13 protein-coding genes are annotated in these 15,671 nt (G+C 61.1%); 9 read left to right on the plus strand and 4 right to left on the minus strand.

What is annotated here, in order from left to right:
• Entirely contained in the window at positions 1-1,659 is a 1,659-nt protein-coding gene (gene arnT / locus AB4P96_RS12560; RefSeq protein WP_395600831.1) for a lipid IV(A) 4-amino-4-deoxy-L-arabinosyltransferase, read from the minus strand.
• A 187-nt stretch (positions 1,660-1,846) separates the two neighbouring features.
• Positions 1,847-2,521, minus strand: coding sequence for a histidine phosphatase family protein (locus tag AB4P96_RS12565; RefSeq protein ID WP_026013879.1), 675 nt, complete (start codon positions 2,519-2,521; stop codon positions 1,847-1,849).
• 275 nt (positions 2,522-2,796) lie between these two features.
• On the opposite strand from AB4P96_RS12565, the gene AB4P96_RS12570 reads away from it, so the two are divergent.
• The 6 genes from AB4P96_RS12570 to AB4P96_RS12595 all read left to right on the plus strand — a co-directional run bounded on the left by AB4P96_RS12570 (position 2,797) and on the right by AB4P96_RS12595 (position 10,046).
• Positions 2,797-3,453, plus strand: coding sequence for an ABC transporter ATP-binding protein (locus tag AB4P96_RS12570; protein WP_017139562.1), 657 nt, complete (start codon positions 2,797-2,799; stop codon positions 3,451-3,453).
• Position 3,454: 1 nt separating this feature from the next.
• Positions 3,455-5,917, plus strand: a complete 2,463-nt coding sequence (locus AB4P96_RS12575) for an FtsX-like permease family protein (protein WP_395600832.1) — start codon at positions 3,455-3,457, stop codon at positions 5,915-5,917.
• Positions 5,907-6,971, plus strand: coding sequence for a lipocalin-like domain-containing protein (locus AB4P96_RS12580; RefSeq protein ID WP_169988691.1), 1,065 nt, complete (start codon positions 5,907-5,909; stop codon positions 6,969-6,971). The genes AB4P96_RS12575 and AB4P96_RS12580 overlap by 11 nt, the downstream gene beginning before the upstream one ends.
• 139 nt (positions 6,972-7,110) lie before the next feature.
• The gene (locus tag AB4P96_RS12585; RefSeq protein ID WP_169988693.1) at positions 7,111-8,100 is read left to right on the plus strand and encodes a hypothetical protein; all 990 of its coding nucleotides are present in this window, start codon (positions 7,111-7,113) and stop codon (positions 8,098-8,100) included.
• Between the two features lie 2 nt (positions 8,101-8,102).
• Positions 8,103-8,480, plus strand: a complete 378-nt coding sequence (locus tag AB4P96_RS12590) for a hypothetical protein (RefSeq protein ID WP_017139558.1) — start codon at positions 8,103-8,105, stop codon at positions 8,478-8,480.
• Between the two features lie 123 nt (positions 8,481-8,603).
• On the plus strand, positions 8,604-10,046 hold the full coding sequence (locus AB4P96_RS12595; RefSeq protein ID WP_099549973.1) for a hypothetical protein: 1,443 nt from the start codon (positions 8,604-8,606) through the stop codon (positions 10,044-10,046).
• A 50-nt stretch (positions 10,047-10,096) separates the two neighbouring features.
• Here AB4P96_RS12595 and AB4P96_RS12600 read toward each other — a convergent pair whose 3' ends face one another.
• Entirely contained in the window at positions 10,097-11,197 is a 1,101-nt protein-coding gene (locus AB4P96_RS12600) for an SMP-30/gluconolactonase/LRE family protein (protein ID WP_169988698.1), read from the minus strand.
• Between the two features lie 2 nt (positions 11,198-11,199).
• A complete protein-coding gene (locus tag AB4P96_RS12605; RefSeq protein ID WP_017139555.1) occupies positions 11,200-11,871 on the minus strand; it encodes a sterol desaturase family protein in 672 nt (223 codons plus the stop codon).
• A 322-nt stretch (positions 11,872-12,193) separates the two neighbouring features.
• Between AB4P96_RS12605 and AB4P96_RS12610 the strand changes: the two genes are divergently transcribed.
• From AB4P96_RS12610 to AB4P96_RS12620, 3 genes are all read left to right on the plus strand, one after another.
• Positions 12,194-13,117, plus strand: a complete 924-nt coding sequence (locus AB4P96_RS12610) for a substrate-binding domain-containing protein (protein ID WP_099549975.1) — start codon at positions 12,194-12,196, stop codon at positions 13,115-13,117.
• 63 nt (positions 13,118-13,180) lie between these two features.
• Complete coding sequence (locus AB4P96_RS12615; RefSeq protein ID WP_395600833.1) at positions 13,181-14,689, plus strand: sugar ABC transporter ATP-binding protein; 1,509 nt, start codon at positions 13,181-13,183, stop codon at positions 14,687-14,689.
• Positions 14,655-15,647: an ABC transporter permease gene (locus AB4P96_RS12620; protein ID WP_236447291.1), complete on the plus strand. Its 993-nt coding sequence runs from the start codon at positions 14,655-14,657 to the stop codon at positions 15,645-15,647. The genes AB4P96_RS12615 and AB4P96_RS12620 overlap by 35 nt, the downstream gene beginning before the upstream one ends.
• Positions 15,648-15,671 lie beyond the last annotated feature (24 nt).

Raw genomic sequence — 15,671 nt, forward strand, 5'->3', positions numbered from 1 at the left:
TTAGGGAAGCTGCGGATAAATAATCAAGAGCAGGGCGCCTTTGCGATAGCGCTTGCCACCCGGTGGCAGTTGCCCTTCTTCGCGGTGTTCGCTGGTGCTGCGCACGCGCATCAGCACACCGACCGAACCTTGCTGGCGCGCCTGCGCAAGCCAGGTCCGCACGCTGTCCAGGTCGACCTTGCGGTGCACCGAGTCGGCGTACTTGAGGCCATAACGCAGCTCGCCTTCGGTGTCGTAAAACGCCACTTCCGTGCGGCCCAGGCGCCAGGACAAGGCCGATGCAGAGCCCAACTCGTTGCTGATCAAAGCATGGGTTTGTTGCAATTCATCCAGATGCTCAAGCACGAACTGGTCGGGCATTTCGGTATCGGTGATCATTTCCGGCATGCCCGCCGGCAGCAACGCCACCAGCAAACCGATGCCCAGTGCCGGCATTGCCCACAGGGTCAGCGGGCGCAGCGCTTGCAGCAGGTTGGCGAGGATCCAGGCCAGCAACACGATAAACGCCAGGGACAGGCTGAACATCTCCGCGTGGCTGTTGCCGTACATCGGGTTGCTGATTTGCAGGTAGATCAATGCCACCATCGCCGCCAGGCCAATCACGGCGTTTACCAGCCCGTTGATCAGGATCGCGCGGGCCTTGCCTTGCTGGATCAAGTCGATCAGCGCGTGGCCCATCAACAAGGCCAGTGGCAGCAGGCACGGCATGATGTAGGTCGGCAATTTGCCGCGGCTCATGCTGAAGAAGGCCAGGGGCAACAGCAGCCACAGCGCCAGGAACACGATGGCCGGCTGGGCTTTGTCTTTCCAGGTCTTGATCAGTGTGGCCGGCAGCAACGCCGCCCAGGGCAGGCAGGCGACCACCATGATCGGCAGGAAGAACCACCAGGCCCGCGCATGCTGGGCATTTTCGGCAGAGAAGCGACGGATATGCTCGTGCCAGAAGAAGAAACGCCAGTAGTCAGGCTCCTGCAAGTGAATGGCCAAGGCCCACGGCACACACAAGATCGCGGCGACCACAATGGCCAGCGGGCCGTAGCGCAACAATTCGCCCAGGCGGCGCTGCCAGAGGATATAGGGCACGGCGATCAGCACGGGTAACAGCCAGGCCAGAAAGCCCTTGGTCATAAAGCCCATGCCGCAGGCCACGCCCAACACTGCCCAGGCACCCAGGCGGCTACGCGGCGTGCGGCTGTCGAGGGCAAACCACAGCGCTACCAGGCTGAGGTTGACCCAGAAGGTGAATTGCGGATCGAGGTTGGAATAACCTGCTTGCCCAGCCACCAGCCCGAAGCTCATGTAGAGCAGGGCGCAGGCGAAGCTTTTGCGCGGGTCGTTCCACAGGCGGCGAGCGATAAGGTAGGCCAGCACCACGCTCAGGCCGGTGGTCAAGGCCGAAGCCACACGCACACCGAACAGGTTTTCGCCGAACACCGCCTGCCCGAGGGCGATCAGCCAATAGCCGGCGGCGGGTTTTTCGAAATAGCGCACACCCATGAAGTGCGGTGCGACCCAATTGCCGCTCTGGAGCATTTCCTGGCTGATCTGGGCGTAGCGGGTTTCATCCGGGATCCACAAACCGTGCAGGCCCATGGGCAGTAGATAGAATACCGCGAAGGCCAATAGCAATAGAGGTAAGGGTTTAAGCAGTCGAGTCATGAAAACGTCGCTCCTTGACGTTTAATGGCGAAGTAAGCAGATGTGTAAAAGTTTGTAGGAAGAATCACTAAGTTCACTAAGTCGATGAAAGTATTCATGACGTCCAATAGTAGCGGGCGCAGTTGAACATGCCAGAACAGGGCTGTCGTTTTGCTGAACATGAAGAAAGTTATAGGTAAAAAAGTGTCTATAGCTTTTTAAGTACGGCGGCCCAGGCGGGGCCTTTCATGATGCCAAGCGTCTCGAATTTGCCGTTGGCCAGTACGCGCACGAACAGGGCACTGCCGTACTCGGAGAACGTCGCATGGGGGTAGCCCAGGGCGCTTTCGAAGTCGGCAATACAGCCGCTGTGGGTGACAAAGACGAGGTTACGACCAGGTCGTTTGCGGCTGAGCAGTTCTTCATCGATGTCCTCGCCACAGATGGTCTTTTCCCCAGCGGTCAGCTCGGCTTTGCCGAACATGAAGTGCGAGGTCTGTACCGTGCGCAAGGCCGGGCTGGCAACGATGTCGCTGTTTTCCAGGCCCAGTAGTTTGAAGGCCTTGCCCACTTCTTCAGCGCGTTGGGTGCCGACGGTCGTCAGGCCTTCAGGTGCGCCGAAGCAGGCATTGGGCGAGCGGTCGCAGCGCTCTTCGTGACGCACCAGCACGATCAGGTCGCCATTACGCCAGGCCGGCAGCACTTGTGAGGTCAGCAGGCGATTGCCGACGCTCAGGTCGCGCGGCGAGAACGGCCACACCAGGAAACCGGCGAGCAGCAAGCCGATAACGGCAAGGCCCGCCCACCACTTTCGCAGGCGCTTGAGATAGCCCCGGCGTGAGCGCGGTTTGGTCAGGGTAAGGTCAACCACATCATTCACCATGGGCACTGTCTTCAGTGTTTTATTCAAATAGGCGCAACGCACTGACGGATGCCCGTAGTTGAAGCGGAGCGTGTCATAGCGCTGCTGTCTTTTGGCTGAACATCCGACGGTTAAAAGTTGCCGTGGGCGGTAACTAACAAGTTGCCGTCTAGCGACGCATGGCGGGCAATTTAGAGGGGCGAGGGTGGGCAAGCGGTGAAATCCATGTGAAAAATTTGCGTGGGGCCGTCAACCAGCCGTTATGCTCGTTTGCAGTCCTTTAAACGAGCGTGTTTATGTTGCAGGTGCAAGGTGTTGTTAAAAGCTACGCCACCCCGCAAGGTCCACTGCCGGTGCTGGCGGGTGTCGACCTGTACCTGGGAGAGCGTAGCAGCCTGGCGCTGATGGGCGAGTCGGGCAGCGGAAAAAGTACGTTGCTGCATCTGGTCGCCGGGCTCGACCGTGTGGACAGTGGCACTGTCCAGGTGGGCGAGCAGCGCCTGGACCAACTGAGCGAGGCGCAACTGGCGCATTGGCGGCGTACCGAAATCGGCCTGGTGTTCCAGCAGTTCAACCTGATCGGCAGTTTGCGTGTCGACGACAACCTGGCGTTCCAGGCACGTCTGGCCGGGCGCTTCGACCCGCAATGGCAGGCGCAACTGGTTGAGCGCCTGGGCCTGGGCGATTTGCTCAAGCGTTATCCCGAACAACTCTCCGGCGGCCAACAGCAGCGGGTTGCGGTGGGCCGTGCGTTGGCCTCGCGCCCCGGCTTGTTGCTGGCGGATGAACCCACCGGCAATCTCGACGAGGCCACCAGCGATGACGTGCTGCAATTGCTGCTAGACCTGCTGCGAGACAGCCCCACCAGCCTGTTGATGGTCACCCACAGCCCGCGCATCGCCGCGCGCCTGGACCGCCAGGTGGTGTTGCGGCGTGGTCGTGTGGTCGCATGAGATGAGGGTATTTTATTGGGCGCTGCGCGCATTGTTGAGCCATTGGCGACGACACCCGGTGCAGTTCTTCAGCGTGCTCACCGGCTTGTGGCTGGCCACCGCGTTGTTGACCGGCGTGCAAGCCCTTAACAGCCAGGCGCGCGACAGCTATGCACGTGCCAGCCAACTGATTGGCGGTGAGCCCCAAGCCAGCCTGACTGCGCCGGACAGCGCGAGCTTCCCGCAAGCGCTGTTTGCCGAACTGCGCCGCGCCGGCTGGCCGGTGTCGCCGGTGGTGCAGGGGCGGCTGCAGCTCAAGGGGCATGAAGATCTGCGCCTGCAATTGATGGGCATCGAGCCGTTGTCCTTGCCCGCTGGCGGTGCCGTGGCGGGGCAGCGCTTGAGCCAGGCGCAGATGCTCGGGTTTTTCAACCCGCCTGGGCAAACCTGGATCGCCGCGCAAACCTTGCAGGCGTTGGGGTTGCAGGCCGGTGCGCGACCGTTGACGGCGAACGGGCAACGGTTGCCACCATTGCAGGTTCAGCCTGACATGGCTCCCGGCCTGTTGCTGACCGATATCGGCTTCGCCCAACCGTTATTGGACATGCCGGGGCGTCTGTCGCGCCTGCTGGTGGACAAGGCATTTGCCGCCACCCACCCGACGCCTCCCGCCGCGCTGCAACTCAAGCAAGGCGAGGACAACAACCTCTCGCGCCTCACCGAGAGCTTTCACCTGAACCTCGATGCCTTGGGTTTTTTATCCTTTGTAGTCGGCCTGTTTATTGTCCACGCCGCCATCGGCCTGGCCCTGGAGCAACGCCTTGGCTTGCTGCGTACCTTGCGTGCCTGTGGGGTCAGCGCGCGCCTGCTGATCGTCAGCCTGGCGGTTGAGCTGGGCGTGTTGTCGTTGCTGGGTGGCGTGTTGGGTGTGATCAGTGGTTACCTGCTGGCCAGCCTGTTGCTCCCGGATGTGGCCGCCAGCCTGCGCGGGCTGTATGGCGCCGAGGTGGCGGGCCAATTAAACCTCAGCCCGTGGTGGTGGCTGGCCGGCTTGGGCTTGAGCCTGCTCGGCGCGCTGCTGGCGGGCGCCAGCAGCCTGTGGCGCGCGTCGCGTTTGCCCTTGCTGGCGCTGGCCAATGCCCAGGCCTGGCACGAGGCGCACCGGCGTTGGCTGCGACGTCAGGGTTGGGTGGCGGCTACTGCGTTGGCGATTGCAATGCTGGCGCTGTGGTGGGGTAACAGCCTCGCCGCCGGGTTTGTGCTGATGGCAGCCTTGCTGCTGGGCGCGGCGCTCGGCCTGCCGGTGGTGCTCAATGGCCTGTTGACGGCGGTGCTTGGACGTAGCCGTTCGGTGTTGGGCCAGTGGTTTCTTGCCGACTGCCGCCAGCAGTTGCCGGCCTTGAGCCTGGCGCTGATGGCGTTGCTGTTGGCCCTGGCGGCGAACATTGGTGCGGGCTCCATGACTTCGGGGTTTCGCCAGACGTTCAATAACTGGCTGGAACAACGCCTTACCGCCGAGCTGTACCTCAACCCGCAAAACCCGGCCCAGGCTGAGCAGCTTTCCACCTGGTTGGCGCGGCAACCGCTGGTGCAGGCGGTGCTGCCCACCTGGCAGGTGGCGGTGCAATTGCAGGGCTGGCCGGCGGATGTGTTCGGGGTGGTCGACGATCCGACCTATCGCCAGCACTGGCCGCTGCTGCAAGCCGTCAGCGCACCGTGGGATCAACTGTTGGAGGGCGATAGCGTGATGCTCAGCGAGCAATTGGCGCGCCGCTTGAAGGTGGGCCTGGGCGACGCCATCAAGCTCCCCACGCCGCAAGGCGTGTGGTCGCCAAAAGTGGTGGGGGTTTACGCCGACTACGGCAACCCCAAGGGCCATCTGCTGGTCAATTCGCAACACCTGCTGGCGCACTGGCCGGGCCTGGCACCGGCGCGCTTCAACCTGCGCGTACTGCCCGGCAATGTGCCGGCGCTGGTGCAGGAGGTGCGGCGCGCCTTTGCCCTGGAGGACAGCCGCATCGTCGATCAGCAGCAGCTCAAAGGCTGGTCGAGCCAGGTGTTCGAACGCACCTTCGCCGCCACCGCGGCACTCAACAGCCTGACCCTGGGTGTCGCCGGTGTGGCGCTGTTTATCAGCCTGCTGACCCAGAGCCAAAGCCGCCTTGGCCAACTCGCACCGCTGTGGGCGCTGGGCGTGACGCGCCGGCAACTGATGCTGCTCAACCTCGGCCAAACCTGGCTGCTGGCGGTGTTGACGCTGGTGTTGGCCTTACCCTTGGGCCTGCTGCTGGCCTGGTGCCTGGACGCGGTGATCAATGTGCAGGCGTTCGGCTGGCGCCTGCCATTGCAAGTGTTCCCGTGGCAGCTGGCGCAATTGCTGGGGCTGGCGATGCTTGCCACGCTGCTGGCCTCGGCCTGGCCGCTGTGGCAGTTGTACCGCAGCCGCCCGGCGGATTTGCTGAGGACCTTTGCCCATGAAGATTAACCCCTGGTGCTGGGCCGCCGTGTTGCTATTGACCGCCTGCGACAAAGCCCCCGCGCCGCAGGAAAGCTTCGCCGGCCTTGGCAGTGAAGCGGCGGATTTCGCCCAGGTGGTGCCTGGCAAGGTCTTCAGCTTTCCCGAAGACCACGGCCCGCACCCCGGCTTTCGCATCGAATGGTGGTACGTCACCGCCAACCTCAAGGATGCCCAAGGCCATGTGTTCGGCGTGCAATGGACGTTGTTTCGCAACGCGCTCAAGGCCGGGCCGGTACATGCGGGCTGGCGTGACTCGACGATCTGGCTGGGCCACGCCGCCGTCACCTCCGCCACCCGGCATTACGCCGCCGAGCGCTACGCCCGTGGCGGTGTTGGCCAGGCCGGCGCCCAGGCAGCGCCATTCACTGCCTGGCTCGACGATTGGAGTTTTGCCACCCGGCCCGATGCCGCCAGCGCCTTGGCCGATATGCAACTCAAGGCCACAGGCCCACAGTTTGCCTACGACTTGCAACTGACTTCCAGCCGCCCATTGGTGCTGCAGGGTGAAAACGGCTACAGCCGCAAATCCGATCAAGGCCAGGCGTCCTACTACTACAGCCAGCCGTTTTTTACCGCAGCAGGCAATGTCACTCTCGACGGCACCACCTACCAGGTCAGCGGCCCGGCCTGGCTCGACCGCGAATGGAGCAGCCAGCCCCTGGCCGCGAGCCAGACCGGCTGGGACTGGTTCTCCCTGCACCTGGACCGTGGCGAGCAGTTGATGCTGTTTCGCGTGCGGCAAAAGGACGGCACGGGTTACCTGACCGGCACCTGGATCGACCAGCAAGGGCACACCCAGACCCTGCATAACGCCGATATTCAACTCACACCGCTGGCCACCACCGAGGTTGACGGGCGCACTGTTCCTACGCGCTGGTCACTGAAAATTCCCGGCAAGCAACTGGATATCACGCCCCAGGCCGTCAACCCGAAGGCGTGGATGAACCTGAGCATCCCGTACTGGGAAGGGCCGGTGCAGTTTGACGGTGGTGTGGGGTATCTGGAGATGACCGGATATTAATCGCGGGTTTTTGTAGGCGATTTTTCTCTGCCGAGTAGGCAACTTCCCAAATGTGATTTCCCGCGCCCGCCCTTGTGTGCGGGCCGCCTGTGCTTGCCTATATTCCGACGCCATCTTCATTGCATCCGGGATGGAAGGCATGGCGCAGGGGTTCATCAATGACCGCACAACGGACTACGGCAGTTTGAAATCCAGGGCGATGGGCGGGGCGCCAAATCGTCAGCGTTCTGATCACTTTGACGTGTTGAACCGGCACTTACGTACTGGCCTGGTAACACCGGGGCAACTGGTAATTATCCCTGACGACTTCAGCTTCAGCTGTCGCAGTGAAGAAGCTTGGTTGATGCGTTATGGCGAGCAGATTCGCTGGGGGCTGGAGCCATCGGCCGGTTCGGCGGTAATCAATAACTACGATTTGCTGCAGAGCTTGCTGGCGAACGGCTCGATTGGTATCGGCAGCGCCACGTCGGCGTGGGCACGGCATCTGGATGAGGTGGCGCAGACCCTGGAAGCGATTGAGCGCTTGCATCAGCGGTTGAAGGGCGGTGGGTTGGAGCGGGGAGAGTTTGCTCGTCAGCGCCAAAGGCTGTTTCGGCAGTTGGACGCGCAACTGCAAGGCGCGGCGAGGTTTGGCACGGGGTTGCGGGGCAATCAATCGTTGAAGAAGGTGCTAGGGATATCGACCAAAAGCTTTCTGCATAAGGGTGAGATTGCGGGGTATGCGCAGCGGGTCGGGGACGTGGCGCAGGTGTCGAAGTGGTTGGGGAAGGGCACTTATGTGGGGTTGGCATTGGATGTGGGAGCAGCAGGATTAGAGATCAAGGAGGCGTGCGGGATGGGAAGGGAGGCGCAATGTAGAAGGGCGAGGTATGTGGAAACGGGAAGGTTGGTGGGGGCGGTGGCAGGTGCCGCTGTGGGCGGAAAATATGGTGCAGCCATCGCTCGTCGTGCATGCAACATTGTGTTGGGTATTTCTATGAAGGGGAATGGTGCGCTTGCCTGTGGCGTTATTGGAGGCGCCGCTGGAGGGTATGGCGTAGGCAATGAAGGTGGTGATTATGGAGCGCTTCTGGGTGGGAAAATCCTGGAGGTCAATGGTGATTTGATCTTCGAGCCAGAGGGCGCGTAACCATGGATTTTTTTCTGGTCTACTCAATTGTGTGGTTTGTTTGGATGTTCGTCGTTCTGGGGCTGATGCTTTTTGCCGAATATACAAAACTCGATGAGGTGGAAAGTTACTTCAGTCACAACGAGCGGGTTCGTGGCAACAAACGTTTTTGGAGACGAAAGGAGTGGATTGACAGGCAGTACCGCATGTTGCTGATTTTTGAGTTTCTGTCCGATTCAAAGCGCCACGTGAAAGCCGGTGTTGTGACCGAGGCCGAACTGGCGTCTGTGCCTTTAGCGCTCAAACGCTGGGTGTTATGGCCCTATTACCTGGGGTTTACCTGGCTGATCACAACCGTGGTCTGGTCCGTTTGGCGCAGGTGGGGTGACTTACCTATTTGAAGAAGGTTAATTTTTTCTAAAAAATACTGTTCATGCATACAGTATTGTTCTACATTCCATCCCAGGTGACCGGATGTCACCGATCACCTGAGCTTCAATTTTTTAACTATGGATGGATAAAAAATGAAACCAACCAAAGCCCTTATGCTGGGCGCGGCCATGATGGCCTCCTGCTTTATCTCGGCCTCTGCCCTGGCCGACCTGACCCTTCCCAAACTCACCCCCGGCACAGTCAGCCAAGGCGAGATTGACGCGCTCAAACCTGGCGGCACGCTCACTGCGGTGCCGATTTCGGAGGCGCTGCGGCAAAAGCTGCTGGAGGCGCGGGACGGCAAGACCAAGGCGGTCACTAAAGCGGCCAGGTCCGCACCGTTCAACACCGTCATCGGCACGTTGAAAAAGCCGAGCCAGAGCGAGCTGAAAAGTGCAGCGGTCGCCGACTTTGTTCCGCTGTTTCCGACCCTGGATATCAACACCCTCTACACCATCAGCGAAGTGCAAACGGGCCAGGATTTCCCTTACCACTTCAACCTGCCAAAAAGCGCGCGGGTGCTGGTGCAGTTGATCAACCAGAGTGCCGGCGCCGACATGTCGCTGAGCCTGTTCCGCGACGACGGCCAAGGCAACCTGCAACTGCTGGCCACCGCCGATAACGCCGGCAATGCCGATGAATACATCGACGGCGTGCTGCCGGCTGGTGACTACTACTGGTACATGGTGGCCAAGACCGCCACCAACGCGCAGTTCAGTTTCGGCGTGGCGGTAGACACCAACATCGATGCCTTCGAGCCCAACGACACACCGCAGGACGCTTTTGCGCTGCCGGACACCATGAACAAGGTGAGCGGCAACCTCGACAACGCCAACGACGTCGATTACTTCGACTTCAAGGCCGTGCGTGGCCAGGCCGTGAGCATGTACCTGGCAGGCGATGACAGTGGCAGCCGTAACCAGTGGATCTTCGAGCGCTTTGATGGCGTCAACTGGATCGTCGTACCGGCCGGCTCTACGTCCACCTACCCGAGCGTCACGCCGGGTACGACGGTCAAGGTGCGTGTGCGGGCCAACCCGGCCGTGACGCAGGATCCAAGCAAATATTACAAGTTGAGCCTCGGTTCTGCGCCACGGCTGAACACCTCGCAGGTAACCGGTGACAACATCGTGCGGGTGCCGGCATCGATATTCTGGATGGCGACTCAGGCGGGGCGCACATTGAACTGGACCACCAACTGGTCCGATTCCACGGGCGCGCCGCTGCTGGGCGTCACACCTGTGCTGCGTGTCGACAAGCGCTTTGAGGGCACCGAGTTTCATTGGACCGACTTCAAGGCCACCACCAACAGTGCCGGCACATCCCAGGCCAGTGCTGCGCTCGGTACCTGCTTTGGCGATAACCGTGTGCAGTACCCGGACAGCAGCACCGGCGTGCAGTACACCTGGGACACCACCTTCAACTTCGGCGGCTGGCGTATCGAGCTGGACGAGTTCCCGGGCGTGGGTGTCGGCGGTGATAACGTGCAGTATGTGACCTTTGGGCACATCTGCACCCAAGACATCATCCATTGATACCGTGATGTAAATCAGAAGGGGCAGCCTGAACAGGCTGCCCCTTTTTGTTATTCGCCGGCCAGCGCCAGCTTCAACGGCAGGCGCGCCATGCTGGTACTTGTGAGCGAGCCCAGGTACAACCAGTCGCCGTATTCGCGTGCGGTAGTGACCGGCGAGAAATTGCCCTCAGTGCCATCCTGCAAGTTGGCGATGACCTTGCCATCGATGTCCAGCCCCAGCACAAAGGCTTTACGCTCGATGGGCTTGGGCACCACCATCAGTGCGCGCACCATCACCTTGCGCAACAGCGGGTAGCCGGCGAAACCGTCCAGCAACGGGTTGCGCGGCGAATACAGGGCAACCCAGAAGCGATCGCGGCCATTGAAACTGAGGTTGTCCGGCAGGCCGGGCAGGTTGTCGATAAACAGGTCATGGGTGCCGCTGCGCTCGCCCTTGAGCCAGTAGCGGCTGATACGGTAGGCGCCGGTTTCATTCACCAGTACGTAGTTTTCATCCGGCCCCAGGGTCACGCCATTGGCAAACTGCAGCCGGTCCAGCAACACCTCTGTGGTGCCGTTGCTGAAGTCATAGCGCAGCAACCGGCCGTCGCCACCATGTTCGATCACCGCTGTGCCGTCCTGGCCATAGCCCCAGCGGCTCGATGCGTCGCTGAAGTAGGCATAGCGCCCGCTGGCATCGACGGTCACATCGTCGGTGAGGCCAAAGGGTACGCCGTCAGCGCTGCTGCTCAATGGCTTGAGTTGGCGATTGGCATCCAGGGCAAGCAACCCCTTGACCCCATCGGCAATGATCAAGCGCCCATCCGGGTGCAACGCCAGGCCGAGCGGGCGGCCGCCGGTGTTGGCGAGCACTTCCAGCGTGTGACTGTCCGGCGAGGTGCGGATGATGCGCCCGTCTTGCAGGCCGCTGATCAGAAAGCCCTGGGGGTCGAGCAGCAAGGCTTCGGGGCCGGCGATGTCCTGTGCGCCGATTTTTTCAATGCCCTTGAGCCGCTGGTTCTCGGCGTAGGCGCCGTCTTTGAGCGAGGGCGCCTTGGGCGGCGACCAGTTCACCGGTTGCACTTTGGTGGGCATCAGCAGCAGAAAAGCGATGACTGCAAGCAGCAGTACGAACAGCAAATGGCGCAGTTTTTTGGGGCGGGTACTCATGACTATTCCTGGTTGTCGTGGGCGTTCGGCTCCCAGTGCAGGGTGCCGAACAGGTAATCCATCAGGGGGAGGACGATATTGAAGTTGCGCCCCTGCATCAGCTCACGGCGGTGGTGCAGGGCATGCAATTGGTGCATCTGGCGAATCCATGGCAAGCGCGCCACCGGGTGCTCGGCGGGCAGGTGTTCGCAGGCGTGAAACACTTCGTAAAGTAAATACCCAAGGATCATGCACCCGGCAAACAACCCGGCGACGTTGGGGCTCAATTGTTTGAGCAGCCACCAGGCGGGCAGGGTGATCGTCAGGCTGTGCAGCACGATCAGCCAGGCCGGGAATAGAATCACACGCCAGTCTCGCGGGCTGTCATAGGTCATGTGGCCGGGAGTAAAGAAACTGTGGTGGTCACCCGTGTGGCGCGCATAGAACAGCCGGGCCAGGCTGTGTTTGTGATGACCCAGGTGGCGGTGTACGAGGTAGATGCACAGGTTGAAAAACACCAGCGTCAGCGGCACGGTCAGCCACTGCAGCGCGGTGATGTGCGTGGTGGAGGACCAGGCCAGGGCGATGCAGACGATGCCGTAGCCGAGCACGAAACTGGCGTGCAGCCAGGGGTTGTATCGGGCGCTCACGGCGGCGCGGTAGCCGGCGCGGAAGGTCTCGGTGGGATGGGCCATGGCGGCAAGCTCTGGTTTTTTTGTTGGAGCCTGAGCTTAGTTGGTACGCGAGATAGTGCGAGTTTTTGCGCAGTACGCGGTTCAAGTGTGGGAGCTGGCTTGTGTGGAAACAGGCTTTTGTGGGAGCTGGCTTGCCTGGGATGCAGACACCTCGGTGTGTCAGGTAGAGCGAGTAGATGCTATCGCAGGCAAGCCAGCTCCCACACTTGAACCGCGGGCGACCGACGGGGGCTTGCACAGGCCTGATTTACTTGCTAGCTTCTCGCAAAATGTTATCGATAACATTTGCTCTAAAAATAAAAACAAAACAGAGAACCACGCCATGAAAATGCTCCCGAAAACCCTGTGTTTACTGGCTGTCAGCATCACCCTCGGCGCCACCAGCGCAGCGTTTGCCGACGCCGCCAAGCCCATCCGCATCGGCGCTTCCTTCCAGGAAATCAACAACCCCTATTTCGTCACCATGAAAAACGCCCTGGAAGAAGCCGGCGCGACCATCGGTGCGAAGCTGATCATCACCGATGCCCGTCACGACGTGTCCAAGCAGGTCAGCGACGTCGAGGACATGCTGCAAAAGGGCATCGATATCCTGCTGATCAACCCCACCGACTCGGTTGGCGTGCAATCGGCGGTCAAATCTGCGCACGCCGCGGGTGTGGTCGTGGTCGCAGTGGACGCCCAGGCCGACGGCCCGTTGGACTCCTTTGTCGGTTCAAAAAACTTCGACGCCGGCTTCCAGGCCTGTGAATACCTGGCCAAGAACATCGGCGACAAAGGCAATATCGCGATCCTCGACGGCATCGCCGTGGTGCCGATCCTTGAGCGTGTGCGCGGCTGCAAAGAAGCGGTGGCCAAGCACCCGGACATCAAGATCGTGAGCATCCAGAATGGCAAGCAGGAACGTGACCAGGCGCTGACCGTCACCGAAAACATGCTGCAGGCCCAGCCCGGCCTCAAGGGCATCTTCAGCGTGAATGACAACGGCTCCCTCGGCGCACTGTCGGCCATCGAAGCCAGCGGCCTGGACGTAAAACTGGTCAGCGTCGACGGCGCACCGGAAGCCATCAAGGCGATCCAGAAGCCCGGTAGCAAGTTCATCGCCACCTCGGCGCAATACCCGCGCGATCAGATCCGCCTGGCTCTGGGCATCGCCCTGGCCAAGAAGTGGGGCTCGCAAGTGCCGGCCACCATTCCCGTCGACATCACCTTGATCGACCAGGCCAAGGCCAAGGACTTCAGCTGGTAAATCGCCCCGGCCCCACGTGAACCGTGGGGCTTGAGGTCTCCTTCTGAATACGAGGTCGGCGGCATGAGCAGTCTTCTGAAGCTGGAAAATATCTGTAAGCGCTATCCGGGCGTACAAGCCCTCAAGTCCATCAACCTGCAGGTCGAACGCGGCGAAATCCATGCGTTGCTGGGTGAAAATGGCGCGGGCAAGTCGACCCTGATGAAGATCCTCGGCGGCGTCGAGCATCAGGACGAAGGGCAGATTTTAATCGATGGCCAGGTGCAAAAGTTTGCCACTTACCGCGATGCGATCGCCGCCGGTATCGGCATTGTGTTCCAGGAATTCAGCCTGATTCCCTATCTCACGGCGGTGGAAAACATCTTCCTCGGGCATGAGTTGAGCAACCGCTTCGGCCTGCTGCGCAAACGTGAAATGGTCGAGGCCAGCCAGGCGTTGTTCAAGCGCCTGGGCGTGAGTATCAACCTGCGATGTGCGATCAAGCACCTGAGCGTGGCCGAGCAGCAATTCGTCGAAATCGCCAAGGCCCTGGCCCTGGATGCGCGCCTGTTGGTACTCGATGAACCGACCGCTACGCTCACGCCCAGCGAAGCCGAACTGCTGTTCGAGATCATGCGCGAACTCAAGCGCCAGGGTGTGGCGGTGATCTTTATCTCTCACCACCTGGAGGAGATTTTCCAGGTGTGCGACCGCATCAGCGTGCTGCGCGATGGCGGTAACGTAGGCGTGACCGATGTGGCCGACAGCGATATCAACCGGCTCGTCGAAATGATGGTCGGCCGCCGCCTGGAAAACAGCTTTCCACCCAAACCCACGAAAGACCGTGGTCCGTTGTTGCTGGAGGTCAAGGACATCCAGTTGGTACGCAATGGCCCGCGCAACAGCTTTCAGTTGCACAAGGGCGAGATCCTCGGCTTTGCCGGGCTGGTCGGCTCCGGTCGTACCGAACTGGCGCTGGGCATGATGGGTGCGCTGCCGTCGGTGAGCAAAGACGTGTGGTTGCGCGGCGAGAAAGTCAGCCTGGATGACCCGGCGCAAGCCTTGGCCCACGGCATCGGGCTGCTCCCGGAAAGCCGCAAGAGCGAAGGGCTGATCACCGATTTCAGCATTCGCGAAAACATCTCCCTGAACAACCTGCCCAAATATCAGAACGCCACGGGCCTGATCGACAAGAGCAAAGAGTGCGCCAGCGTCGACGCGCTGATGCGCCAGCTGTCGATCAAGGCGCCCAGCGGCGAAAGCCGGGTGTTCAACCTCAGCGGCGGCAACCAGCAAAAGGTTGTGATCGCACGCTGGATCAACCACCACTGCGACGTGCTGGTGTTCGATGAACCCACACGCGGCATCGACGTCGGCGCCAAGGCGCAGATCTACGCCCTGATGCGCAGCCTCACCGAACAAGGCTACGCGATCATCATGATTTCTTCCGAACTGCCCGAAGTCATTGGCATGTGCGACCGCGTCGCCGTGTTCCACAAGGGCGCCATCGTCAAGCTGCTGGAAGCGGCCGCCGTCAACCCACAAGAGGTCATGCGCCATGCAACAGGGGGCTCAAGTGAATATGTCCATTAATACCGGCGACACCCGCCGACTGCGCCTGAACCTGGCGCGGCTGCTGCGCTCGCCGGCGTTTTATCCCTTCGTCGGGTTGGTGGTGGTGACCCTGGTGATGATCTTCGCCAGCGATAACTTCCTCACCACCAGCAACCTGTCGAACATTGCGCGCCAGGTGTCGATCAACGCGATTATCGCGGTGGGCATGACCTGCGTGATTCTCACCGGTGGCATCGACCTGTCGGTAGGCCCGGTGATGGCGCTGTCGGGCACCTTGACCGCAGGGCTGATGGTCGCGGGCCTGCCGCCGGGCCTGGCGATTGGCGCCGGCCTGCTGATCGGCGTGGCCTTCGGCATCGGCAATGGCGTGTTCGTCGCCTACCTGCACATGCCGCCGATCATCGTCACCCTGGCGACCATGGGCATCGCCCGTGGCCTGGGCCTGATGTACACCGACGGCTACCCGATTTCGGGGTTGCCGGAGTGGTTCGGTTTCTTCGGCCGCCAGAGCCTGTTCGGCGTCGACGTGCCGATCCTGATCATGCTGGTCACCTACTTTGCCGCCTATGTGTTGCTGCAACACACGCGCATCGGCCGCTACATCTACGCCATCGGCGGCAATGAAGAAGCGGTGCGTTTGTCGGGCGTGCGGGCGGCGCGCTTCAAGTTGCTGGTGTACGGCATCAGCGGCCTGACCGCAGCGATTGCCGGGCTGGTGCTCACCTCACGCTTGATGAGCGGCCAGCCGAATGCCGGTGTGTCGTTCGAATTGGATGCGATTGCGGCGGTGGTCCTTGGCGGTGCGTCGATTGCCGGCGGGCGCGGGGTCATTGTCGGCACCTTGCTCGGCGCGATGCTGCTGGGCGTACTCAATAACGGATTGAACATGCTCGGGGTCTCGCCCTACGTCCAGAGCGTGATCAAGGGCGGGATCATTTTGCTGGCGATTTTCATCAGCCGTCAGCGCCATAAATAAACACCTGACAAGAAAGGACCGAAC

Origin of the sequence: Pseudomonas sp. B19125 (assembly GCF_044218855.1) — a bacterium.
Lineage (GTDB): Bacteria > Pseudomonadota > Gammaproteobacteria > Pseudomonadales > Pseudomonadaceae > Aquipseudomonas > Aquipseudomonas edaphica.

Excerpts from the sequence above, each read along its gene's own strand:
- AB4P96_RS12565 (WP_026013879.1), bottom strand. The coding sequence starts at position 2,521 with ATGGTGAATGATGTGGTTGACCTTACCCTGACCAAACCGCGCTCACGC.
- AB4P96_RS12610 (WP_099549975.1), top strand. The coding sequence starts at position 12,194 with ATGAAAATGCTCCCGAAAACCCTGTGTTTACTGGCTGTCAGCATCACC.
- AB4P96_RS12615 (WP_395600833.1), top strand. The coding sequence starts at position 13,181 with ATGAGCAGTCTTCTGAAGCTGGAAAATATCTGTAAGCGCTATCCGGGC.
- AB4P96_RS12575 (WP_395600832.1), top strand. The coding sequence starts at position 3,455 with ATGAGGGTATTTTATTGGGCGCTGCGCGCATTGTTGAGCCATTGGCGA.
- AB4P96_RS12600 (WP_169988698.1), bottom strand. The coding sequence starts at position 11,197 with ATGAGTACCCGCCCCAAAAAACTGCGCCATTTGCTGTTCGTACTGCTG.
- AB4P96_RS12605 (WP_017139555.1), bottom strand. The coding sequence starts at position 11,871 with ATGGCCCATCCCACCGAGACCTTCCGCGCCGGCTACCGCGCCGCCGTG.
- AB4P96_RS12590 (WP_017139558.1), top strand. The coding sequence starts at position 8,103 with ATGGATTTTTTTCTGGTCTACTCAATTGTGTGGTTTGTTTGGATGTTC.
- AB4P96_RS12580 (WP_169988691.1), top strand. The coding sequence starts at position 5,907 with ATGAAGATTAACCCCTGGTGCTGGGCCGCCGTGTTGCTATTGACCGCC.
- AB4P96_RS12595 (WP_099549973.1), top strand. The coding sequence starts at position 8,604 with ATGAAACCAACCAAAGCCCTTATGCTGGGCGCGGCCATGATGGCCTCC.
- AB4P96_RS12620 (WP_236447291.1), top strand. The coding sequence starts at position 14,655 with ATGCAACAGGGGGCTCAAGTGAATATGTCCATTAATACCGGCGACACC.
- AB4P96_RS12585 (WP_169988693.1), top strand. The coding sequence starts at position 7,111 with ATGGCGCAGGGGTTCATCAATGACCGCACAACGGACTACGGCAGTTTG.
- AB4P96_RS12570 (WP_017139562.1), top strand. The coding sequence starts at position 2,797 with ATGTTGCAGGTGCAAGGTGTTGTTAAAAGCTACGCCACCCCGCAAGGT.
- arnT (WP_395600831.1), bottom strand. The coding sequence starts at position 1,659 with ATGACTCGACTGCTTAAACCCTTACCTCTATTGCTATTGGCCTTCGCG.